General features: G+C 65.3%; 19 protein-coding genes. 12 read left to right on the top strand and 7 right to left on the bottom strand.

All coding sequences use genetic code 11. The features are described from left to right. Window positions 1–106: 106 nt before the first annotated feature. On the top strand, window positions 107–1,162 hold the full coding sequence (gene trpD, locus Q9R22_RS08855) for an anthranilate phosphoribosyltransferase (RefSeq protein ID WP_131332942.1): 1,056 nt from the start codon (window positions 107–109) through the stop codon (window positions 1,160–1,162). Between the two features lie 113 nt (window positions 1,163–1,275). Here the strand turns inward: trpD and Q9R22_RS08850 are convergent, their stop codons facing one another. From Q9R22_RS08850 to glgA, 6 genes are all read right to left on the bottom strand, one after another. Beyond that, complete coding sequence (locus Q9R22_RS08850; protein ID WP_155384267.1) at window positions 1,276–1,557, bottom strand: Lrp/AsnC family transcriptional regulator; 282 nt, start codon at window positions 1,555–1,557, stop codon at window positions 1,276–1,278. A gap of 97 nt (window positions 1,558–1,654) precedes the next feature. Further along, a complete protein-coding gene (locus Q9R22_RS08845; protein ID WP_131332941.1) occupies window positions 1,655–2,104 on the bottom strand; it encodes a DUF3054 domain-containing protein in 450 nt (149 codons plus the stop codon). A 154-nt stretch (window positions 2,105–2,258) separates the two neighbouring features. Beyond that, window positions 2,259–2,651 carry a YciI family protein gene (locus tag Q9R22_RS08840; RefSeq protein ID WP_131332940.1) on the bottom strand — a complete coding sequence of 131 codons (393 nt, stop codon included), beginning with the start codon at window positions 2,649–2,651 and terminating at the stop codon, window positions 2,259–2,261. A gap of 621 nt (window positions 2,652–3,272) precedes the next feature. After that, entirely contained in the window at window positions 3,273–3,761 is a 489-nt protein-coding gene (locus tag Q9R22_RS08835) for a hypothetical protein (protein WP_085106052.1), read from the bottom strand. Window positions 3,762–4,128: 367 nt separating this feature from the next. After that, window positions 4,129–4,587 carry a general stress protein gene (locus Q9R22_RS08830; protein ID WP_064845191.1) on the bottom strand — a complete coding sequence of 153 codons (459 nt, stop codon included), beginning with the start codon at window positions 4,585–4,587 and terminating at the stop codon, window positions 4,129–4,131. Window positions 4,588–4,664: 77 nt separating this feature from the next. Further along, window positions 4,665–5,858: a glycogen synthase gene (gene glgA, locus Q9R22_RS08825; RefSeq protein ID WP_131332939.1), complete on the bottom strand. Its 1,194-nt coding sequence runs from the start codon at window positions 5,856–5,858 to the stop codon at window positions 4,665–4,667. A 178-nt stretch (window positions 5,859–6,036) separates the two neighbouring features. Between glgA and glgC the strand changes: the two genes are divergently transcribed. The 4 genes from glgC to Q9R22_RS08805 all read left to right on the top strand — a co-directional run bounded on the left by glgC (window position 6,037) and on the right by Q9R22_RS08805 (window position 13,183). Next, window positions 6,037–7,281, top strand: coding sequence for a glucose-1-phosphate adenylyltransferase (glgC, locus tag Q9R22_RS08820; RefSeq protein WP_311254173.1), 1,245 nt, complete (start codon window positions 6,037–6,039; stop codon window positions 7,279–7,281). A gap of 196 nt (window positions 7,282–7,477) precedes the next feature. After that, window positions 7,478–10,174 (top strand): aminopeptidase N, encoded by a 2,697-nt coding sequence (gene pepN / locus Q9R22_RS08815; RefSeq protein ID WP_311254172.1) that lies wholly within the window; start codon window positions 7,478–7,480, stop codon window positions 10,172–10,174. A gap of 115 nt (window positions 10,175–10,289) precedes the next feature. After that, on the top strand, window positions 10,290–11,468 hold the full coding sequence (locus tag Q9R22_RS08810; RefSeq protein WP_311254171.1) for a hypothetical protein: 1,179 nt from the start codon (window positions 10,290–10,292) through the stop codon (window positions 11,466–11,468). Window positions 11,469–11,485: 17 nt separating this feature from the next. Further along, window positions 11,486–13,183: an AarF/ABC1/UbiB kinase family protein gene (locus Q9R22_RS08805; RefSeq protein WP_145004672.1), complete on the top strand. Its 1,698-nt coding sequence runs from the start codon at window positions 11,486–11,488 to the stop codon at window positions 13,181–13,183. A gap of 34 nt (window positions 13,184–13,217) precedes the next feature. On the opposite strand, the gene Q9R22_RS08800 is transcribed toward Q9R22_RS08805, so the two are convergent. Further along, window positions 13,218–13,973: a hypothetical protein gene (locus Q9R22_RS08800; protein WP_145004669.1), complete on the bottom strand. Its 756-nt coding sequence runs from the start codon at window positions 13,971–13,973 to the stop codon at window positions 13,218–13,220. Window positions 13,974–14,304: 331 nt separating this feature from the next. Here Q9R22_RS08800 and wecB point away from each other — a divergent pair, with 331 nt between their 5' ends. The 7 genes from wecB (at window position 14,305) to Q9R22_RS08765 (ending at window position 23,484) form a co-directional block, all read left to right on the top strand. Beyond that, a complete protein-coding gene (gene wecB / locus Q9R22_RS08795; protein WP_396415670.1) occupies window positions 14,305–15,462 on the top strand; it encodes a non-hydrolyzing UDP-N-acetylglucosamine 2-epimerase in 1,158 nt (385 codons plus the stop codon). A 42-nt stretch (window positions 15,463–15,504) separates the two neighbouring features. Then, window positions 15,505–16,851 (top strand): UDP-glucose/GDP-mannose dehydrogenase family protein, encoded by a 1,347-nt coding sequence (locus tag Q9R22_RS08790; protein WP_145004663.1) that lies wholly within the window; start codon window positions 15,505–15,507, stop codon window positions 16,849–16,851. A 118-nt stretch (window positions 16,852–16,969) separates the two neighbouring features. Next, window positions 16,970–18,880: a hypothetical protein gene (locus tag Q9R22_RS08785; protein WP_145004660.1), complete on the top strand. Its 1,911-nt coding sequence runs from the start codon at window positions 16,970–16,972 to the stop codon at window positions 18,878–18,880. 88 nt (window positions 18,881–18,968) lie between these two features. Continuing rightward, window positions 18,969–20,195 carry a hypothetical protein gene (locus Q9R22_RS08780; RefSeq protein WP_145004656.1) on the top strand — a complete coding sequence of 409 codons (1,227 nt, stop codon included), beginning with the start codon at window positions 18,969–18,971 and terminating at the stop codon, window positions 20,193–20,195. 46 nt (window positions 20,196–20,241) lie between these two features. Then, window positions 20,242–22,422: a glycosyltransferase family A protein gene (locus tag Q9R22_RS08775; protein WP_145004653.1), complete on the top strand. Its 2,181-nt coding sequence runs from the start codon at window positions 20,242–20,244 to the stop codon at window positions 22,420–22,422. Beyond that, window positions 22,419–23,090 (top strand): hypothetical protein, encoded by a 672-nt coding sequence (locus tag Q9R22_RS08770; RefSeq protein ID WP_145004650.1) that lies wholly within the window; start codon window positions 22,419–22,421, stop codon window positions 23,088–23,090. Before Q9R22_RS08775 ends, Q9R22_RS08770 begins: the two co-directional genes overlap by 4 nt. Next, entirely contained in the window at window positions 23,083–23,484 is a 402-nt protein-coding gene (locus Q9R22_RS08765) for a hypothetical protein (protein WP_145004647.1), read from the top strand. The genes Q9R22_RS08770 and Q9R22_RS08765 overlap by 8 nt, the downstream gene beginning before the upstream one ends. Window positions 23,485–23,634 lie beyond the last annotated feature (150 nt).

Below are 23,634 nucleotides of genomic sequence, written 5' to 3'. Positions count from 1 at the left end.
CCCCGAGGTGTGATCTGGACGACCCTCCCGTCCGCCGGGCCGCGGTGGGCCGCGGCCTGCCGCCGCACTGCGTCACGCGGAGTGATGGCGCGATAGAGTCGAAGCCGTGACTACCTCGAACGCCTCCCGCACGAACAACCACTGGCCAGACGTGTTGACGAGCTTGTCCCGCGGCGAGGACCTGTCATGGGACCAGTCCTACTGGGCCATGGACAACATTATGGCGGGCGAGGTCCCCGACACCGTGGTCGCGGGCTTCCTCATGGCGTTGCGCACCAAGGGGGAGAGCGTGGCCGAGCTCAACGGTCTCGCGGACGCCATGGTCGCTCACGCCCGCCCCATCTCCGTTCCCGCCCCGGCGCTGGACATCGTGGGCACCGGCGGGGACCGCCTCTCGAGCGTCAATATCTCCACGATGTCCGCCCTGGTGTGCGCGGGCGCGGGGGTGCGGGTCGTGAAGCACGGCAACCGGGCGTCGTCGTCCAAATCGGGATCGGCGGACGTCCTGGAGGCCCTGGGCGTGCAGCTGGACATGCCCGTCGAGCGCGTCAAGCGCGCCGCGAGCGAGGTGGGGATTACCTTCCTGTTCGCGCAGACGTTCCACCCGTCCATGCGCTTCGCGGCCGCCGCGCGCAAGGCTCTCGGGGTCGCCACGGCCTTCAACTTCCTGGGTCCGATCACCAATCCGGCCAAGGTCAAGGCCTCGGCGATCGGCGTCGCGGACGAGGCTCTCGCCCCGCTGATGGCCGGCGTGTTCCAGAACCGTGGCGACCGCGCTCTCGTCTTCCGCGGCGGCGACGGGCTCGACGAGCTCACCGTCACCGCGCCGTCGCGGATCTGGGAGGTGCGGGACGGCCGCACCACCGAGCACACGCTCGAACCCCTCGACCTGGACATGCCGCGCGCCACGATCGAGGATCTGCGCGGCCAGGACGCCACTTACAACGCGGGTGTGGTGCGCGACGTCCTCGACGGCTCGCCCGGACACGTGCGCAACGCGGTCTTGTTGAATGCCGCCGCCGGGCTCGTCGCCATCGACGAGAGCGCCGATGCTCCCTTCGCGGAGCGTTTCGAGGCCGCCGTTGGGCGTGCGGCCGAGTCCATCGACTCGGGTGCGGCGCGAGACGTCCTCACCCGGTGGGTCGAGTTCGCCGCGCGGTGACCACCCGGTCGTCGCTCCCGCCCGGCCCGTCCGCGCGGTACCGCGCCATCTGACGACGACGCCGCTCGCCCGGTTTCCGGAGGAGCGGCGTCGTTCGTGCTACGGCCGGGGAGTCAGTCGTCGATCCCCAGGGAGAAGGCCGCATCCAGATCGTGCGTGCTGTACGTGCGGAAGGCGATGTTGGTGTTCGTGGACTCGACACCCTCGACCTTGGACAGCTGATCGGCGATCACGTCCGCGAGCCGTTCGTGCTGGTGGACCCGGACCACGGCGATCAGGTCCCACTCACCGGTCACCGAATAGACCTCGGTCACCCCGCGGATATCCGAAACCTCCTGGGCGACCTCCGGAATCCGGTCCGACGAGGTCTTGATCAAAACGATGGCGGTGAACATGGGGTTCCTTTCCACGGTGTCACTCCACTGTATCGGTGGGTCGACGGCGCGGTGGGTGTCTCGGGGCGGCCGGTGAGCCAGGGGCGTCGTGGCCGTTTCAGCGACGACGAACTCGGGCTACGCCTGCCAGAACGAGGCGGTAGCCCACCAGGAACGCTCCCAGCACCACCAGGCTGACCAGGACGAACGACCATGCGGTGCCCTGGCCGGTGAGCGTCCGCAGGAACATGCCCACGATCTCGGTGCTGAGCCACACGACTAGGCCCGTGGGCACCACGGCGGCCGGGCGGTGCGCACCTCGGGCCGCGAACCATCCGATGAGGGTGCCCACGAGGAAGGGCCACGCGGTCGTGAGCATGCCCAGGACGTCCTCGCCGTGGGCGGATCGCCCAATGGCGGCGAAGACGATCACCAGAACGAGGTCCACGGCCAGGAAAAGGGGCCAGGCCCTCGCGGTTCGCTCGGCGGGAGGAGCTGGCCGGGGCGACTGCGGGGGAGAGGCCACTGATGTGCGGGAGTCCGATCCGGGACTGAGTTGCGAGCTCATGTCTCTATTTTATGGCGGTGTTTGGAGTGGCTCTTGTCGGCACGTGATTCTGGGCGAAGTTTATCGTGAAGGTTCTAGGTTTGAGTTCGAGTCCCACCTGAGACTGGAAGCAAACGACCTGCGCTTCGCCCAGCGACGCGTGGTCCTTTTTGGGTCATTGTCGGCGCACAGGGGCCATTTGCACCTCGAGAGCTCGGACCTCCACCGGTTGGCCGCATGCCGCCGACGCCTTGGCTGCTAGCTCCATGGCGCCTGCCTCGCTCGAGACCTCGACGATCCAGAACCCACCCAACGCCGCACCCGAGCCCACCCGGGGACCAAGGGAGACCACAGGCGCATCACCGGACGCACCCGTGGCGTCCACGGTGTGAGCGGTTTCCGGCGGTGTGAGTCCACCGGCGAGCACCCACTGACCGGAATCCTGCAGATCCTGGTTGAAGGCGGCGACTGCGTCGAAGGCGCGTTGCATGTCGTCCTTGGACTGATATGCCTCGCCGGAGGCCTGGACGCCCGGATCGTGGAAGACGGAGATCATGAACTGGGTCATGGTAGAGCCTTTCGCATTGTGGAATATCTACTACCTTGTCAATTGAGCACCTTGACGCATCGATGGTGGCGCTGTCTGGAGCCATCGGCGGGATGAGGCACCAGGTGCGATCCACGGACGGAATCGGTCGGCTGATGACCATAGGCCACCATGGAACTCATCATGGCGCAGGATGTTGAACGGGATGTGCACCGGTAGGAATTTCATGCCGCACATGTCCCGATTCGTTGATCCATGTCGTCGTGCGGTGTGTCGTGCAGCAGACAACGTGCCGCATTACGTCCCGGGGTGACTCGTGCCGGAGAGATTCGAGGCTGGGTGTCCACGCGTGGCCACCTGAGGCATCGCAGAGGCCGAATGAGGTTCGCCCCATATAGCGTCGCTGCCGACGTACCCCTATGACCGATAATGTAAATTATGTAAAGTGAACCGAACGTGGAGTGACCGGAACGGTCCCTGGGCCTCTCCCGCCGGCACCCTCGGCCCTCGGCCGACCGCAGCGCCCACTCCTTCTTGTGGTGCCCCAGCACCGTCAGGATGATTCCCAGCGCCGGCCATCCGATCGGTGCCCAGATCTCCCCCGCGGGTCGTCGTCGGACAGGGGCACCACGTCCGTGACCCTCACGGTGGGCGGAGTCGCCCCCGTGGCTCCCGGCGTCTGCCCCGCACCCGAGCCACGCTGGGCCTGCACGAAACCCCCGGAGGCAGCGCCCCCACTTTGTCCCGGAGCCCCAGGGCCACCGGGGCCGCGCCGCCGCCCGACGCCATCTTCTGCGGCGCCTGTTGCATCCCCGCGATCACTTGCTGGTCGATCCAGCGCTGCATGTTCGTCTCCACGCCCGTGAGCATCTGGGACGCCACCGGGCTGGCCGCACTCGCCGTGAGGATCTCGGGCTGCTCCCCCAGCACGATCCCGCCGCACACCTCCCGCGACGTGATCCCGTTGACCGCGTCCTCACTGTTGGCCATCGGGTGCAGCTCGAGCAGGTGCTCGGGCATCTTCTGGGTAACAGCATCGACCTGCTCCTGCGAACCGACTACCGCCCCGGGCAGGTTCTCCACCCGGGACGTGGCCGTGGGCCATGCGAAAGCGAGAAGAACGACACACACGTCGCCCGCTCCCCCATCCCCCGCGTGCGCTCGCGCTCCCTGCAGGAGACACACGACGCGTTCGCAGTCGCCGTCGAGTCGCTACTCTCCGGGGTGCTTGCGGCCCCGGCCGACGGCTGCCCACGGGCTGGGGACCATGGTCCGTCTCCGACGGCCGGGCCTGACCGTTGTACCGGGGCCCTGCTGCGCGAACGACGATCCGAACCCGCATACTCTGCAGCCGAAGCGGCCCCGCCCGCGCGGCGACGGAGTCGACGTGCCGGAACGCGCACGACCACGGGCGGCCACCCCGGAAGGGTGACCGCCCGTCGTCGTCAATTATTCAAACCGGTCGAGAGGGCGCCGGAGGGCGCGGACCGGCAGGGAGTCAGCGGTTGAGGACCGTGATGGCCTCGTGGGCGCGCTCGGCTCGGACCTGCACCAGGTAGGTGTCCGCGGCCGTGGTGCGCACGGACTTGAAGTCTCGCTTCCCGCCGGTGGCCAGGTGCGCCACGAAACCGAAGATCACGCCCCACACGGCACCGATCACCACGGACCACAGGATGATGGACAGCCAGCCGAACGCCGGGGCGAACAGGCCGAACAGGATGCCGATGAACAGGCCCAGCCACGCGCCGGAACCCAGGCCGGCGAGCGCGGCGCGGCCCTTGGTCAGGCGACCGGTGACGTATTCCTCGGAGCGCAGGCCCTCGCCCACGATCTTGACGGTGGAGACATCGAACTCGCGGTCGGAGAGCGTGTCCACGACGGCCTGGGCCTCGGCGTAATCGGGGAAGCGGGCGATCGTCTCGTATTTAGCGGCAGCGGTCTGGATCTCGTAGGCCATGATTCCCCTCACAATTGGTATGTATGATGCAAACCCCCCGCTTCCACCATATCAACCGGGCTCACGGCATCTAGAGCTCACAGCACCGAGCGGTAGACCTCCAGGGTCTGCTGCGCGATGGACTCCCACGAGAAGTGTTCTTCCGCGCGCGTGCGTCCCGCCTGCCCCATGCGGTGAGCGCGGTCGGGGTCGGAGACCACGTCGGTGAGGGCTGCGGCGAAGTCGTCCACGAACTTCTGGGGGTCCAAGGGTGTGCCGGTGCCGTCGGTGACCTGTTCGATGGGGACCAGGCGGCCGGTCTCGCCGTCGACGACGACTTCGGGGATGCCCCCGGTGGCAGTGGCGACCACGGCGGCGCCGCAGGCCATGGCTTCGAGGTTGACGATGCCCAGGGGTTCGTAGACGGAGGGGCACGCGAAGGCGGTGGCGTGGGAGAGGATCTGGATCACGGCGCGGCGGGGCAGCATCTTCTCGATGAGCACCACGCCCTCGCGCTCGGTCTTGAGCTGGTCGATGAGGGCGTTGACCTCGGCGCCGAGCTCGGGGGTGTCAGCGGCGCCGGCGCACAGGACCAGTTGCACCTCGGGCGGCAGCTGCAGAGCGGCGCGCAGGAGGTAAGGCACGCCCTTCTGGCGGGTCACGCGGCCCACGAAGACCACGGAGGGCTTGGTGGGGTCGATGCCGTACTCGTCCAGGACGTCGGTGTTCTCGTCTCGGTCCCACTGGCTGACGTCGATCCCGTTGTGCACGGTGCGTACACGCTGGGGGTCCACGTCCGGGTAGGAGGCGAGGATGTCGCGGCGCATGCCGTCGGACACGGCGATGATCGCGGCAGCGGCCTCGTAGGCGGTCTTTTCCGCGAAGCTGGACACCCGGTACCCGCCGCCGAGCTGTTCGGCCTTCCACGGGCGCAGGGGTTCCAGGGAGTGGGCGGAGAGCACGTGGGGGATGTCGTACATGAGGGAGGACAGGTGCCCACCCATGTTGGCGTACCACGTGTGGGAGTGCACCAGATCCGCGCCCTGGATGTCTCCGATCATGGTGAGGTCCACCCCGAGGGTCTGCACGGCGGCGTTGGCATCGGCCAGTTCACCCGGCACGGGATACGCTCGCACCTGGGCGCCATGGAAGTCCGGGTCCCGGGGTTCGCCGAAGCAGCGGATGTTGAGGTCCACGAGCGGTGCGAGCACGCGGGACAACTCGGCCACGTGCACCCCCGCTCCCCCGTAGATGGCCGGCGGGAACTCTTTGCTCAGGATGTCTACTCGCACACTGCGAGCGTACTGCACGGGGGTGCTCGCACACAGGTGCGCAAAAGTTCGTGAAACTTCCGGCGACACGGTGTTCCGCCTTGCCGAGTGGGACACAATGACGGGGAAGACCAGTCAAAGACGACGCCGTGTTGTGGTCCGCGAGGGCTCTGACTGGCTCGGGAAGTGAGGGGTACGAATGTCACGACACAAGAAAGTCCTTGCCATCGTTCTGGCCGGTGGGGAGGGCAAGCGCCTGATGCCGTTGACGGAGGACCGGGCCAAGCCCGCCGTGCCGTTCGCGGGCGGGTACCGGTTGATCGACTTCGCGCTGTCCAACCTGGTGAACTCGGGGTACCTGCAGATCGTGGTGCTCACCCAGTACAAGTCCCACTCCCTGGACCGGCACCTGTCCGAGACGTGGCGGTTGTCCACGCAGCTGGGCAACTACGTGACCTCGGTGCCCGCGCAGCAGCGCCGCGGCAAGGAATGGTTCCTGGGTTCGGCCAACGCGATCTTCCAGTCCATGAACCTGATCGACGACGCCGATCCGGACATCGTGGTGGTCGTGGGCGCGGACCACGTGTACCGGATGGACTTCGCGGACATGGTGGAGAAGCACATCGAGTCCGGGGCGAAGGCCACGGTGGCCGGTGTGCGCCAGCCCATGGAGATGGTGAAGTCCTTCGGGGTGATCGAGACGGACCCGCAGGACCCTACGAAGATTACGCGGTTCGTGGAGAAGCCGGACTCCACGGCTCCCCTGCCGGACGACCCGAACGCGTTCCTCGCGTCTATGGGCAACTACGTCTTCGACCGGGACGCCCTCGTGGAGGCGCTGCGCGCGGACGGCGAGCGCGAGGACACCAACCACGACATGGGTGGGGACATCATGCCCCACTTCGCGGACCGCGGTGAGGCCATGGTCTACGACTTCACCCACAACGACGTCCCGGGTTCCACCGACCGCGACCGCCAGTACTGGCGGGACGTGGGCACCCTGGATTCCTACTACGACTCTCACATGGACCTGATCCGTCCGCTGCCGGTGTTCAACCTCTACAACTACGACTGGCCCATCTACACCCACCAGATCATGGCCCCGCCGGCCAGGACGGTGCGTGGGCCCAACGGTCAGGCCGGCGTGGCCTTCGACTCGATCGTCTCCCCTGGTGTGCTGATCACCGGCGGGCACGTGGGCTCCTCGGTGCTCTCCCCCAAGGTCAAGGTGGAGCACGATGCCCGCGTGACCGAATCGGTGCTCATGCAGAACGTGCAGATCGGCGCCGGGGCCACCGTGCACCGCACCATCCTGGACAAGAACGTGATCGTCCCGCCCGGGTTCACGGTGGGCCTGGACCGCGAGCGCGACCTCGCCCGCGGGCTCACGGTCACGGATTCGGGGTTGACGATCGCGCCCAAGAACTACCGCTTCCAGGACTGAGTCCGGCTCTCGTTCCGTGACACCCACTCGGCGGCCCCGCTCACGCGAGCGGGGCCGCCGTCGTAGGCGCGGTCGGGAGCCCGGGCGGGGACGACGACGCCGTATCGCGCGGTTGCCGACGGCAGCGTCGTCGTCTGCCCGGCACGCCCAGCGGGCCGCAAGCGGGCGCGGGCGGGCGGATGCCTACACTGGGGTCATGGGAGCCAGCTCACTGACCAGAGAAGATGCCATGACGCGCGCGGAGCAGATCCGGGTGGAGGACTACCGGGTCACGGTGGATCTCTCGGGAGCACGGGAGCCGGGCGCCACGACATTCGGTACCGAGGTCACGGTGCGCTTCACCGCGGAGGCCGGTGCGGAGACGTTCATCGACTTCATCCACGACACCGTGAGCGCCGTGGAACTCAACGGCGAGTCGTTGGACGTGGACGACGTCGTGGAGGGCTCGCGGATCCGGTTGCCGGAGCTGGGCACGGCCAATGAGCTGCACGTGGTGGGTCGCGCGCTGTACTCCCGTTCCGGGGAGGGCATGCACCGCTACGTGGACCCCCAGGACGACTCCGTTTACCTTTACACCCAGTACGAGCCCGCCGATTGCCGCCGGGTGTTCCCCGTGTTCGAGCAGCCGGACCTCAAGGCCGTCTACCACTTCACCGTGATCACGCCCCCGGAGTGGCTCGCGGCGTCCAACGGGAACCCCACGGGGCAGAACACCACCGACGACTGCGACGTCCCCGGCGCGGTGGCCCACGACTTTGCCCCCACCCAGCGGATCTCGAGCTACATCACCGCCATCCTGGCGGGGCCCTACGCCCGGTTCACCGACGAGTGGTCCGGCACCGACCCCCAGGGCGAGACCGTGACGATCCCCCTCACGCTGTACTGCCGGCGGGCGCTCGCTGAGTACATGGACACCCAGGAGCTGTTCATGCTCACCAAGCAGGGTCTGGATTTCTTCCCGCGGTTGTTCGCGTTCGCGTACCCGTTCGGGAAGTACGAGCAGGCGTTCGTGCCGGAGTACAACCTGGGGGCCATGGAGAACCCGGGGCTCGTGACGTTCACGGAGGCGTACCTGTTCCCGTCGGGTGCCACGCGGGCGCAGTTGGCGGGGCGGGCGAACACGCTGTTGCACGAGATGTCCCACATGTGGTTCGGGGACCTGGTGACCATGCGGTGGTGGGACGACCTGTGGTTGAAGGAGTCCTTCGCGGAGTTCATGGGCGCGTACGCGTCCGTGCACGCGACCGAGTACACGGACGCGTGGGTCACGTTCGCGCTCGCCCGTAAGGAATGGGCATACCGCCAGGACCAGTTGCCCACCACGCACCCGATCGTCGCGGACATCCCGGACCTGGAGGCCGCGCGGCAGAACTTCGACGGCATCACCTACGCCAAGGGCGCCTCCGTGCTCAAGCAGCTCGTGGCGTTCGTGGGTGAGGAAGCGTTCATGGACGCGTGCCGTGCGTACTTCCGCCGGTTCGCGTTCGAGAACACGAGCCTGGACGACTTCCTGGAGGTCCTGGACGAGGCCAGCGATCACGACGTCCGCGCGTGGGCCCAGCAGTGGTTGCACACCACGGGTGTCCCCGTCCTGGAGGCCCGCCTCCCGGGCTCGGTGGACGACGACGCCGCGGCGCCGCGTGCACATGCCACGCACGACGGCGCGGGGTCCGGTGACCCCGCCGCAGGGGACGGCACCGCGGCGGCGAGCGCCACGCTGACCCAGCGAGCGGCGTCGTTGCGTCCGCACGGGCTGACCGTGGCCCGGTACACGCGGGATGGCGATGCCGTGGTGAACAGGGCTCGCACCGAGGTACGGGTGCCGGCCTCGGACACGCCCGTTCCCGTCACGGGTCTAGGCGACGCCCCGAGCAGCGAGGCCCAGGACGGCGAGTCGTTCCTGCTGGTCAACGACACTGACCTCACGTACTGCCTGGCCCATCCGGACCCGGGATCGCTTGCGGCCATCACCCGCCTGGTGGGGGCGATCGAGGACCCGCTCGCGCGAGCGGTGGCGCACTCGCAGGTGTGGGCCGCGGTGCGCGATGCCCGGTTGTCCCCGCGGGAGTACGTGTCCATGGCGGCGCGTGAGTGCGGTGCGGAGCGTCACGCGGCGATCCTCACGACCGTGCTGGACCACGCGGGTCAGGCCCTGGGCGAGTACGTGCCCTACCAGTACCGCACTGCCTCGCGGCGTGAATTCCTCGAGGCCCTGCGCAATGCCCTGCTGGCCGCGGAGGCGGGTTCCGGTGAGCAGCTGGTACTCGCGCGCGCTTTCGCCCGCGAAGCGGCTCGGGACGGCAGCTACGCCCGTCAGGTGCAGGAGTGGCTCGGGGACGAGGGCACGGTGGCCGGTCTGCCCCTGTCCTCCGAGCTGCGCTGGTCTCTTCTCACCGCGCTCACCGCCACTGGTCACGCCACGGTCTCCGAGCTGGAGACCGAACACGCGCAGGATCCCACCCGCGACGGCCGGTTGGGCTACACCCGGGCCGTGGCCGCCATCCGCTCGGACCGGGCCAAGGACGAGGCGTGGCAGCGGATCGTGGCCGGGGAGCTGTCCAACGACGAGCTGAGCGCCACGATCTCCGGCTTCCAGTTGGCGGCCCCTGCCGTGCTGCATCGCTACGAGTCCGAGTACTTCGCCCACTTCGCCGAATGGTGGGACACCCACTCCATGGAGATCGCGACTCGTATGGTGCGCGGACTGTACCCGCGCGCGATCGAGGTGCGGGCGGCGTCGTCTGACCCGAAGGAACACCCCGTGGTGCGGGAGACCCACGCGTGGTTGGACGCCCACCGGGACGCCCCGGGGGCCCTGCGACGCATCATCATGGAACTCGCGGCGGACGCCGAAAGGGCCGTGGAACTGCAGGTGGCGTGCCTGTCCCGGTGAACCCTGGGGGTCCGCTTTCCACCGAGCGGATGAACATCGATGCGTTGGGATCAACGGTTAGCATGTGGTGTGATGCCGCGGCGGAGCACGCGTCGGCGCTATTGCGAGGGAGACCATGAGGGATTACGCGCTCAACGACCGAGGGTCCTTGGACGTCGTCACCGAGAACTTCTACGACACCGAGATCATGCGGGTGTTCGGAGGCCTCTCCGTGGGCCGGGCGCAGACGTGGACCGGGACGGCCGCGCTGGTCCTGGAACCGGACAACCCCTTCGACCCGCGCACCGTGTCCGTGCGCGTGGGCGGGAACAAGGTGGCCCACCTCAGTTCCGGGGACGCACACCGTTACTGGCACCCCCTCTCACGCGTGATCGCCTCCGGCTACACCCCCGTGGTCCCGCTGCACCTGGAGGCCGAGTTGCAGCGCCAGGACGGGCAGGCGGAGGTCGCCGCGCGCGCGACGATAGGCATCGCTCCCCCGGCCCTGCTGTTCCCCCTCAACACCGCGCCCGCGCAATCGACCGTGCTGCCCCAGGGCTCCTCGATCAAGGTTTTGGACGAACAGGAGTTCGCCGAGTATCTGCACTCGATCGTGCCAGCCTCCGGTGAGGGCCGCGTGATCCTCACCCTCGAGGTCAACAAGGTCAAGAACTCCCACGGGCTCACCGTCGACACCGTGGACGTGCTCTACGAACGCAAACAGGTGGGTCGGCTCTCTACCCAGATGTCCCAGCAGTTCATCCCGATCATCCACTACGCGTTCGAACAGGATCTGCTCACCGCCGTGTGGGGGACGATTCGTGGTTCCTCGTTCGAGGTGTCCATGACCTTGCAGGCCGCCCGCGCCTCCGAGGTCCCCCAGCAGTGGTTCACGGACCTGCCCAACGACGTCCCCGAGCTGCTGCCGGACGCCGAGGATTTCGAGGTGCCCCCGGCCTACGTGCCCGTGGAATCGGACCGCGGGCGCAACGCCAAGAAATGGCGCCGCGGTTTCAGTGCCGCCCACACCGACGACGCCGCCGCTCGCAACCGCCCCGGCGCCCAGACCCGACCCGCGGCACCCGCCCCCGCGCGTGAACCCCGCCGCGCGACCGGCGGGTCCAGTGCGGCCCGGCTGGTGGGCGGACTCACGAGCGGGCTGAAGCCCCTGGTCACCGCGCTCGCCGCGCTCACCATGATCCTGGTACTCGTGAGCATCATCCTGCTGGGTGTGGAACCATTGGCCACGACGCTCGTGTTGATCGTGGCCGTGGCCACCGGATTCATGGCCTTCTACCTGCACAGAACGCTGTAAGGGGTTCTTTCAACCGTATGATTTCTCGCCGCGAACGGTTCCTCCAGATCATCGAAGTGCTCACCAAGCACGGTTTCGGTTTCGCTCTCGGTGGGTTGAAACCGCAGTGGCGGGCCCCCCTGGCGCGCGTGAAACTCATCGATCCGCAGACCATCCACTCCCAGCCCGAACACCTGCGCATGGCCCTGGAGGAACTGGGACCCACGTTCATCAAGCTAGGCCAGCTCGTCTCGACCCGCCCGGACCTGCTGCCCTCCGGGTACGCGGACGAACTGCTGAAGCTCCAGGACGACACCCCACCGATCCCCGTGGAGCAGATCCGGGCCATGATCGAGGCCGAACCGGATTCCCAGGCGGAGGAGATCCTCACGCACATGGACCCCGAGCCCGTGGCCACCGGCTCGATCGGTCAGGCCCACGCCGCCGTGTTCCGGGGACATGAAGTCATCGTCAAGGTCCGCCGCCCCGGCGTGACCGACGAGGTCAATCGTGACCTGGAGATTCTGCAGGACATGTCCTCGTGGGTGGCCCGCTACTGGACCGCCGCCCAGGACTACGACCTCGAGGGGCTCGTGGAAGAGTTCAGCGCCTCCCTGCGGGACGAACTGGACTTCATCCAGGAGGCCCGCAACTCTCAGCGCATGGCCGAGAACTTCATCGGCCACCCGCAGATCCACATCCCCGAGATCTATTGGGAGGCCACGACCTCCCGTGTGCTGACCATGGAGCGGATGTTCGGAGTCAAGATCAACGACTACGACGCTCTCGAGGCCGAGGGCGTCAACCGTCACCTGCTGGCCAAGGAGGCCACGGACGCGATCTGCAAAATGGTGTTCGAGGACGGGTTCTTCCACGCGGATCCTCACCCCGGCAACTTGTTCGTGGAGCCGGACGGGCGGATCGCGGTCATTGACTTCGGGATGGTCGGCAACCTCAGTGAGGAGTTCCGGGACCACCTGATCACCCTGCTGCTCGGCGTCGTGCAGAACAACCCGCGCCGCGCCGCGACCGGACTGCTGGGCTTGACCGATAGCGGCCAGCACGACGTCTCCAAGCGGGACCTGGAACGCGACGTCTCCGTGATGATGCGCCGCTACGCCAACAAACCGCTCGAAGAGGTGCGGGTAGGCGAGCTCATGGCGGATCTGATCTCCGTGCTGCGCCACCACAAGCTGCAGCTCCCGCGCGAGTCCGCCTTGCTGCTGCGCATGCTCGTCACCGCCGAGTCCATGGGTACCGGCCTGGACCCCGGCTTCGACCTGGTCTCGGCCGTGCAGCCCTACGCGGAGCGGTTCATCATCAACCGGCTCTCCCCGGACATGCTGTTCAACCGGTTGCGCTCCACGATCGAAGAAGCCGTGCAGATGGGCGTGGACGTGCCCGAGTACGTGCGCCGCTTCCTGGTGGTGCTCGAACGCGGCGGCTTCGACGTCCACCTGCGCACGGACGAGCTGGATCCCCTGGTCAAGAGCGGCGCCAAGATCGGCCACCAGGTCGTGGCCGGCGGCGTGATCGCCGCGACCATCAACGGTACTGCGCACATCATCGCCTCGGACCCCGAGCGATGGAAGAAGTACCACACGCCGTTGATCGTGGGTGGGATGTCCACGGTAGCGGCACTAGGCGGCTACCTGGCCGTGTCCTCCAACGTGGAACGCGTCCGCCACGTGGTGCGGGTGCTGCGCGGGAACAAGTCCAAGCGCACCGTGCGTTGAGCACGAACGTGGTCCACGAGGCTCCACCGGGCGGTCAGTCCTGCTCCCGCCCGTCATAAGCCCTCGACGAGGATGAGTCAGCCGTTTGCTCCGACAGGGCCTGGGCTCGCGCCGCATCCAGGCACGCTTGACTGAACGGAAGCGACCCTCCGTTCGCGAAGTCCCGTAAGTGCTCGTTGGCAGGGACTTGGACGCGGCTCACGTAGTACAGGCCAGGAACGCGCTTGGCTACTGTCGCATAAGCGACCCCAGGTTGTTTGAGGTTCGCGACCACCGCGCGGATTCCGTCCACGGACCCCGGGGCCACCAACAGCTCCAGCAAGCGTGCATCGATCGTCTTGACCGCCTGGCCGTCCTGGATGAACTCGTAATAGGGCCCGTGGTACCCGTCTATGTACCGCAGGTGGGCCGTCGGGTGACCAGCCATGAAACACGCAACATCCCCGAGGTCGATCAAGACATCCGTGAGGTGCTCCAGCAGACCCAGGACCATTAAGTGCTTCGTCATGGTAGCCGGCCTGCGCAGACTGACGCGCTTCGGGGCCTCGGCCCGAACCTCAATCTCGAACGCTGATGGGCCCAGCTGGCCGATAGAGAAGTCCTGGTTCCACCCAGAGATAATCCCCCTGGCGTCCCCGAGCAACTGCTGGGTCAGCAATTGCAAACCCGTGAAGCTCTCGCGCAACGGTGACTGCGGCAAGGCCAGCTGTCGCCCGTCCCCATCCCGGTAGGTGACGGCGACGATCACACGGGCCTTGGGGGGGACGGTGCCCAGATAGTTGCGTGCCACGGTGCCTTTCATCGAGCTCGCAGAGACATTTCTCCGTAATGCAGGTCACCGAGGTCCGGGTGTTCGGGGGAACATTTCCCGGCAATAACGCCGTTTTCCTAGAGGATATTCGCCGACGTCACACCTGCATTCATATACACACAGTGTAGGACACCCTGGGGAGCACCATCGCCCCTACTCCCCGGTACTTTTGTAGCCACTATGGTGGACACAATCATCCGAGCTTGCCCGCGTGAACCCTGGTATTCCCTTAGACTGTGGCCGTACAGGGCGTGTGGGGCCGGGCTGGGTGATCCGCGACTCACGTAACGCGTCATTGGCCGAGGTAAGGATGAATTGCGTGTTCACGATCATGCCGATTTACGGTACCCGTCCGGAAGCCATCAAGATGGCTCCCATCGTCACCGCCCTGCAGAACAGCGATCAGTTCGAGTGCGTGGTCACTGTGACCGGCCAGCACCGCGAGATGCTGGACCAGGTCAACGAGATCTTCGGGATCACGCCGGACCACGATCTGAACATCATCCAGCCCCGCCAAACCCTCAACGGTGTGCTGACCCGCACGGTCGAGGGTCTGGACCGGATCTTCGAGGACACTCCCCCGGACGCCGTGGTGGTCCAGGGTGACACCACCACCTCCACCGCTGCGGCGATCGCCGCGTTCTACCGCGGGATCCCCGTGATCCACGCCGAGGCCGGCCTGCGCTCCTTCAACCTGTTCTCCCCGTTCCCGGAGGAGGCCAACCGCAAGATCACCTCGCAGATCACGTCCCTGCACCTGGCCCCCACGGCCACGTCCAAGGAGAATCTCCTGCGCGAGGCCATCACGGAGGAGGACATCGTGGTCACGGGTAACACCGTGATCGACGCTCTGCTGCACACCGTGGAGCAGCAGCTGCCCTTCACGGACCCCCAGCTCGAGGAGATCGCGTCCTCCGGCAAGCGCGTGCTGTTGGTGACCACGCACCGTCGTGAGAACCAGGGCGAGGCGATGCGCGGCGTCGGACGCGCCCTGGCCCGGATCGCGGACGCGGAACCCGAGCTGACCATCGTGCTGCCCGCCCACCGCAACCCGGTGGTGCGCGAGGCGGTGCTGCCGGCCATCGAGGGCAAGCCCAATGTGGTCGTGACCGAGCCGCTCGCCTACGGCGAGTTCACCCGCATGCTGTCCGTGGCGCACGTGGTGCTGACCGACTCCGGCGGGGTGCAGGAGGAAGCGCCGTCGCTCGGCAAGCCCGTGCTCGTGATGCGCGAGAACACCGAGCGTCCCGAGGCCGTGACGGCCGGGACCGTGAAGCTCATCGGTACGGACGAGGAGCGGATCGTGACCGAGGTGGACCGGTTGCTCAACGACGATGCCGCCTACCACGAGATGGCCAACGCCGTGAACCCGTATGGTGATGGCAAGGCCGCCGAACGCTCCCTGGCCGCGATCGAGCAGATGTTCGATGTGGGCCGGCGCGTGGCGGACTTCGATTCCCAGGCGTAAGCCCAGCCCTCTCGCCTCGAACGGAAGGATCACGGTCTCTTCATGCGCATGACAGTCATCGGCACCGGATACCTCGGTGCCACGCACGCGGTGGCCATGGCCGAGCTCGGTCACGAGGTGCTCGGCGTGGACGTGGACCAGGCCAAGATCGATCTACTCTCCACCGGGCAGGTGCCCTTCCACGAGCCGGGGCTGCCCGAGCTGCTGCGCAAGCACGTGGCCACGGGCGCGGTGCGCTTCACCACGTCCTACGAGGAGGCCGGCGCCTTCGGGGACGTGCACTTCATCGGGGTGGGAACGCCCCAGAAGCGCAACGGCCACGCCGCGGACATGACCTACGTGGACTCGGCCGTGGAGCAGATCTCCCGCGCCACCACGCACGACTGCGTGATCGCCGGTAAGTCCACGGTTCCCGTGGGCTCGGCGGCCCGGTTACAGGAACTGGCCCTGACCTCGGCGCCCTCGGGCACGCGCGTGAGCCTCGTGTGGAACCCCGAGTTCCTGCGCGAAGGTCACGCGGTGGAGGACACCCTGAGTCCCGACCGTATGGTATTGGGCCTCGAGTACGACGACGCCGGTCGCCCCACCTCCGCGGCGCAGGCCGCCGAGGCCGTGCTGCGTGAGGTGTATGCGCACCAGCTCGAGGCGGGGATCCCGTTCATCGTGACCGACTACGCGACCGCGGAGCTCGTGAAGGTCGCGGCCAACAGTTTCCTGGCCACCAAGATCAGCTTCATCAACGCGCTGTCCGAGATCACCGAGACCGTGGGCGGGGACATCCGTACGCTCGCGGACGCGATCGGGCTGGACGAGCGGATCGGGCGGAAGTTCCTCAACGCCGGTGTGGGCTTCGGCGGCGGGTGCCTTCCCAAGGACATCCGCGCGCTGCGCGCCCGCGCTTCCGAGCTGGGTCTGGACCAGTCCCTGCGGTTCCTGGCCGAGGTGGACGACATCAACCTGCGGCGGCGCGAATACACCGTGCAGCTGGCCGTCCAGGAATGCGGTGGTTCCCTGCACGGCACGCAGATTGCCGTGCTCGGCGCGGCGTTCAAGCCCGAGTCCGACGACGTCCGGGACTCCCCCGCCCTGGACATCGCCGCCCGCCTGCACTCCATGGGTGCGGACGTGCGCCTCTACGACCCCCAGGCCAACGCCAACGCCGCCCAGCGCTTCCCCCGCCTGGACTACGTGGACTCGCTCGACGCCGCCGTGACCGGTGCGCAGGTGACCCTGCTGCTCACGGAGTGGCGGGAGTTCCGGGAGATGGATCCCCTGTTCGTGAAGTCGCTGGTGGAGTCCCCCACGATCATCGACGGGCGGAACGTGCTGGATCCGGTGGCGTGGCAACAAGCTGGATGGCGATACCTGGCCATGGGCCGACGCACATGACCCACTGACTCAGCGGGGCATTCCGCACAATCCCCCCCTCCCCCCCCCCCCCGAAAGGACCCTCGTGGTCTCACGTCGCCCTTACCCGCGTGGTTTTCTGATCACACGCGTAACAGACATGCCCAAGATCCCGGAGGCATGGTCCACTCTGACACTTCCCTGTGCTGCGTGGCACTTTTCGTACGACGAGCACTACGCACCAGATATTGCTTTTGACCAGGGCAGCCCCAGATGGGTTCTCGTCCATGGGCTATGCCTCTACGCGGGAGACAAGGCGCTGAAGGGCACTGTCGCGGAGCACCTTCTGAAGCAGTGGAACAGCAGTAACGAGCAGTTTCTGTCCGCGCTCGACGAGCTGGGCGGAAGACACATCATCCTCCGGGGAGCAGAGGATGCGGTGGAGGTCTATCACGATGCGGCGGGCATGCGCTCCGTGTACAGCTCCAGAGAATTCAACACCGTTAGTTCTCATGCCCACCTCATCAACGTTCTCCACCCGCACCGGGAACGCAAGGAGAGCGAGGGGGCCCGGGCCCTCACCCACAGCTGGGATCACACAAAGTATGTCGGTATCGAGCCGTTGTTACCGAACCATCGCCTGAGGCTGCCTGACTGGACCGTAGATCGCTATTTCCCGCGCACCACGAACGCCTACGCAGGGTGGGGCCTCGAGGCGAAGCTGGATAGATTCCAGCGGCTCTGGTCGAACCAACTGGCCCGGCTCAGCGAACTCGACAGCAGCCTGGTGATGTCCATCACTGGTGGGGCCGACAGCAGGACCTCGCTTGCACTGTCAGTGGACTACTTGGAGGAAATAGAGTTCTTCACCTATACGGCCAGGAAGATTCCCGGCTCGAAGTGGAGCGAGTCCATGGCACTGGACCGCGAGCTCGTGGAGCAGCTTAAGAGGTTCGTGTCATTCAAACACCGCTACTTCGAGTCGGAGAATCGAGACACGGACACAATTCGCGAACTCGAACCGCTCTTGAAGGCAAACTCCACGCAGCAGCATTCACGCTGGCTGGTCGCCTTCTACGCAGCGGCATTCCCCGGGGAGGGACATATCCACCTCCGAGGAAACGGGTACGAGATCGGCCGGGCCTACTGGGGGCTCACGGAGGACAACGACACCCTCGCCAGCCTCAAGAACCTGTACATGCAGATCACCAAGGGTGACCAGGGTTACGTCTCACCGGAGGACAGGCGCGCGTACTACGACCAGGGGGTTCGCAAGTGGGGCTACGACGGCGAACGCCACGGCTACCATGTTCGTGATCTCGCGTACTGGGAGATCCGGTGCGGTCGTTGGCTCTCCGAGATTCTTAACGAGACCGATCTCGCCTTCCAGACCCTTGTCCCAATAAACGTCAGAGCTTTGCTGGACATCTCACTGTCCATGACGCTTCAGGAACGCCAGGAGTCATTCATCTTCTGGGAACTCATCAACCGTTCCATGCCCGTGCTGAACTTCCCTGGCAAGAACGACGTTCGAAACCTGTATGAGCAAATGAGGGACGAGAGGCTTTCCCACGAAGGCAGGCACACCGCGGCTGACACGGCCAAGCTGAGCGCCACGCTCGAGGTCAGGGGGCCAGTTGGACCGGTTCTGGAATTGGATGCCGTCGGAAACGAGCTCTCCCTGCCTTCCTACCGGTTCACGCCACACACCACCGCATCACGGGCCTTCCTCGCCCCGACCTCCACGCTGCCGCAGACCCTGACCTTCGTCGTGGATGCCCCCTACTGCAATCTTCGGGCGGTCGGTCAATTCCAGTTCGAAGTTCACCTCGACGGGCGGCCCGTTGCGTCCTGGGACGGTGCCGCCTTCAAACGTCCCGTTCACGTGACTGTGGACGACCTGACAAGAGAAACTGCGGTGTCAATCGTCATCCGATCACTCTCGAACCAGCAGGGCAAATCGTCGTGGGAGTCGGCATCTCAAGCGTTCATTCGAGCAATCTCCTTCACCACTTCACCACCGTCTGCGCGGGAGCGTCGGCCCGCCGTGTGGACGGATGCGCCCAAGTGATTTCGATGTCTGCAGACCCTCAGCCGGGCCCCCCGATAGGGACTGTATAGGCAGGTTCAGTCAACAGCGCAGCCAGCAGCAACGAACGATGCACGACAAGACAAGGCGAGCAGCCCAGATGAGGTTGCGGCGCCATCAACGGGCACAGAAGGTACCTGGATTGAAAATAGTGTTCAGTGAAATCGAGTTTGCCAACCGTGTGCTTAGCATTCCATTCCACGAAGAGACCCGCACGGACAGTTTGACCTTCACCCTCCCCCAGGACTGGGTGCTCGATACAGATCTGGTGGCCCTGGCGCTCACAACGCTGCTCGGGACGAAGTACTCGACCGTGGTTTTCTCGGACGCCATCTCCCCGGAGACCCGCGGGGCGGTCGAATCCGTGACGCAGGCTGAGTGGTTCACAGGTGCTGCGCGCAGCCCCATGAGCGATTCTCCCCAGCAACGCAACGACGTGGCCCTCAACTTCAGCGGCGGGTTCGATTCGCTGGCGGCACAGGCCCTGCTACCCAGGGACGCCCACCTAATCTCGTTGGACTTCGGCGGGCCATTCGCTCGCGAACGCGAGTTCTTCAAGGACTTTCCGACGCACACCATCTCCACCAACTTCCGCGAGTTGGGATTCAGCCTCAACACGTGGTCGTTCATGGGTGTCGGATCCATCCTGCTTCGTGACTACCTCAATCTTCAAACCTACTCCTTCGGTGCCATCTTGGAGGCCTCTCCCTGGCACTTCAATGCCGGGATGACGTCGGGGAACCTGAGGCAGGCGTGGTTCAACCAGGCGGGGCTCACCATCTTCAACCCGGTGATCGGCCTGACCGAGGTCGGAACAGCCATGATCATCCTGAGCCACAGGCCGGAACTCGCACTACGGAGTCTCGCATCCGTCGCGGGAGCAGGAAGCCTCAAGCACACCAGGAAGCTTCTGCTTCTCCATGCCGCCGCTCGTCACGCTCCAGGCCCCATCAGTCTGGACCCGGTGAACGTGGAGCAACCTCCGCTCGGTGTCTTCGGAACGAATCTGGCCAATGATTTCCTGAGCTTCTACCTGTACAGGATCCTAGGACCCGAGTACACCAAGCTCCTGGTCGGAGACATTCCGGCTGACGTTTTGAACAGAATCCGGCCACTGTCTTTGGATTTCTACGAAAAAATCAACACCAATTTCTATTCGGGGGTCCCCCCTTCGCTCACCGCGCACGCCCTCCACGAGGCCGCGGTCTCGCAGTGCGTGCCCTACACCTACACGGATTGGCAGGAGTTCCTGGAGGTCAAAAACATCCTGGCGCAGTTCCACGAATTTCCGGCGTGAGTCCGGGCCCCCCACCATCGATCGCTACTTGTGAACTGGAGCACCCATGAACATTCCGACAAAGGACGCAGACCGCGTTGACGTGACAGTCATCATCCCCTTCCGCAACAGGGGGGTCTCCCGGCTCAGGCGCGCCATCGAGTCGCTTGCTGCGGCGGCGCCGGGCCTGTCTGTGCAGGTCATCGTCTCGGACCTTGGAAGTGATGACCCAGGGACAGTGCGGTCAGTCTGCGAGCGGTCGGGGGCTGAATGGTTGCGTCTGGAGTCGGACCACTGGAACAAGTCCGTGTGCATCAATCGGGCGTTGGCTGTTAGTCGTGGCGAATACGTGCAGGTGCACGACGTGGACATGATCTGGACCCCCGGGAGCCTGGCGGCACACCTGGATCAAATTAAAGCTCACCCGAAATCCTTCATCAACTCACAAGTGTGGGATCTACCGGAGGACCTGACGGAATACGCACTCACCACTGCAGAACCTGACTGGGCTTTGTTCCGCGAGAAATCCGTATCCCATTCTCGGTGGGGGCACGGTCTCGTTCTGGCCCCTCGATCCGCTCTCCTGCGCATCGGTGGACTGGATGAGCGAATGCACACCTATGGGGGCGAGGACCTCGATCTCACCAAAAGGCTCAAGCGAACAGGTTTGCGTCAAGAATGGGTGGGACACCGTGGGGACGAGCTCTTCCATATCTGGCACGACCGTATCCCCAATATGGCTGCTAAAGATTCGCGGGTTGCTGCCGCCATTAAGAAGAACCGCGATCTCTACTACAGCGATGACTCTGTGATTCGTAATGTTCCTACCCCCGGACAAACGGATGAACCGTTGGTCTCGGTTGTCATCGCCACGAGGAATCGCAGTGCCTACCTCGCGGAATCCATTTACTCCGCGCTCTATCAGACGGTTCGTAGCCTCGAAGTGCTGGTTATCGATGATGGATCCACCGATGACACCGAAGCCGTCGTGCGGCAGATCGAGGATCCCCGCGTCCGGTACGTCCATCAGGATGCCACCGGGGTCGCCGCCGCACGCAACCGCGGGACCAAGGAGGCGCGGGGTTTTTACATCGCCGTGCTGGACGATGACGACCTCATGCGACCGGACCGACTGGAGATCCAGCTCGGTTGTCTCGATGGCGCGGCCCAGGGTTGCGTGGGAAACCTGCTGCACTTTTACGATTCCGATGGGCAGATGTACTACTTCTCTGACGCCCGGCCGACGACGGCCGGCGCCTTGCCGACAGGGGGGTTCGCTGGGCATCCGGGCTGGCTCGTCGAGAAGTCGCTCCTTGAGCAGATCCCCTACGACGAGAGCCTCTCCTCGGCGATTGACAATAATGTGGCTCTTCGCGCATTGCGCAGTGGGTTCAGTTTCCGTCATTGCAACCAGTTCGTGACCCTGCGGCGGATTCATGAGAAGCAAGTGACCATGGTGGACGGCCAGCAGCAGAAGCTGGGTGCGCGGCTGACTCACGTGTGGTTCCAAGGCGGGGTGGTTCCACAAACCATGAAGCACGCCCAGAACAATTACTCCAAGACCACAGAACGCCCCGTCGACGCGGTAAAAACCACCCCCACCATGCGCCCCTGGCTACCCGATCACTTGGTGACGCGCACAGTTCAACTGCGACCCAGTGACATGCTGAAGACTATTGATCTGCCGCTCCCACATCGTGCCGGATCAGCCGTTTCCATCATCTCCGGCACGGGTGAACAGGTCGGCTCACCGCTGCAGGTCTCGGGTGTGACGTGGCCGCAACTGGCGGCCTTGCGCCGTAAGAACGTGCCTCATCACGTCATCGAAAGTGACGAGGAGTCCTCAGGGATCAAGAGAGGGCTCACCGTGCTACCTCCGACCGGCGAGGACGAGGTCGAGACCGGCGGCGAGCCGCTCGTCGCTCTCAGCGACGCAGTTGAAAACCTCATCCAGGCAGAACGAGACAAGCTGCAACCGGACGAGTTCCTCGTTTGTTGGGAACCCGCTGATCCGCAGGACGGTGTCGACGAACCCGAGCTCTCGAGTTCCCACCGTCCTGCCGTGAGTTTCTCCTTGTCGAACAGCGCAGGCACACGCCGAATCATCCTTCAGCGGTCTGCCGATTTCGCCGACCTCGTGGAAACAGTGGGACGAGCGAGCGGCCTGATAAAGGCGTATTCACCCACGGCCAAGTTGCACCTGCCCTACATTCATCGCAAGGCAATCGAGATGGGACTGACGGCGTGAAAATCAACCGAGACCAGGACGAGCTGCAGCGACAGACTCTGTCCTATGAGCTGGGAGAATATGACGCGCAGCCTTCTGCCCCGGTCCTCATCGTGGATCGGGTGCTCAGCCAGGCCATCGAGCCGAGGATGGGGTTGGCCGAGGCACTCGCATACTGGTCGTCAGCCAGCGGACCCGTGGACACCCAGGATCACCTTGCCCCGGCTACACTCGAGGTCCTTCGAGAACTTCCGGGTTCCGGATCACGCGTGATCACCAACGTGCACTGGAAGTACGCGGATGTGCGACACGGTTCGCTCGAGATCCGTGTTGACGACTGCCTGCCCGGTTATGACCCCGGGAGCCATATGGGAGGCACTTCTGCCCAGTTCGCACTGCATCTGCCCGACACCGGTCGTGCGGCTGGGTCGATGACCTTGCTCCGTGACGGGTGGATTCCGACGAACGCCGCAATGGTGGGGTCTTCCCCCTCGCCCGGTCTCGATCGGATGCATCGGCGGCTGGCCGTGCTGCTCATGGTGAGCGGTGATTTGGACGCGTCAGGATTCACGATTCCCTTGTCATGGGTCCACGACCTCGACACGTGGAGTTATTATCAGTTGCTGTTCAAGACAGTAGGCCTGGACCTGGGCTATTCCAAGACCTCGAAGGATCCCGATCATGTCTGAAATGCTGTCCGACGCGCGTTGTATTGCCACGCAAAACGGTTACCGAATCACCGTCACCCCGCCCAAGCCGTTCACCAAAGTGTCCCTGCAGTTCCTCGACGGGTCTGACGGGGCCGCCGAGGTAGTTCTGGAATCCCCGGCCCCGGACAAGGGCCGGTGTAATTGGCTGGAGAGAGACGCTGAGGGACGACCGATCGAGCAGATTCAACCGCCGGACGAGATCGGAATGCGCAAGCTCAAGATCTATGCGGCACTGGATCCAGTGACGGAGTGCTCCTTTTTGGTCCGCCATTCCGAGTCCGACGAGGGATTGAAATACCTCAGCTACGTTAGTATCACGGTCACGGAATCCGATGGGTTCCAGCGCCGGTTGGGATTTCTAAGGATCAGGTGACGGCGTCCAGTCGTTGCGGCGGTTAACGTGCTGCTGCAACGACCGGGCATTGAGGCAGGGCGGCGGTCCTCCTCTCCGCATTAGACCGCTGGCGATCTGCTAATCCAAAGTGGCGGTGACACCATCTGCTGCGAAACGGAGCTCTAAACC

This window comes from Kocuria sp. PD6, from assembly GCF_031844145.1.
Lineage (GTDB): Bacteria > Actinomycetota > Actinomycetes > Actinomycetales > Micrococcaceae > Kocuria > Kocuria marina.
This window is presented reverse-complemented; position numbering and strand designations above follow the sequence as displayed.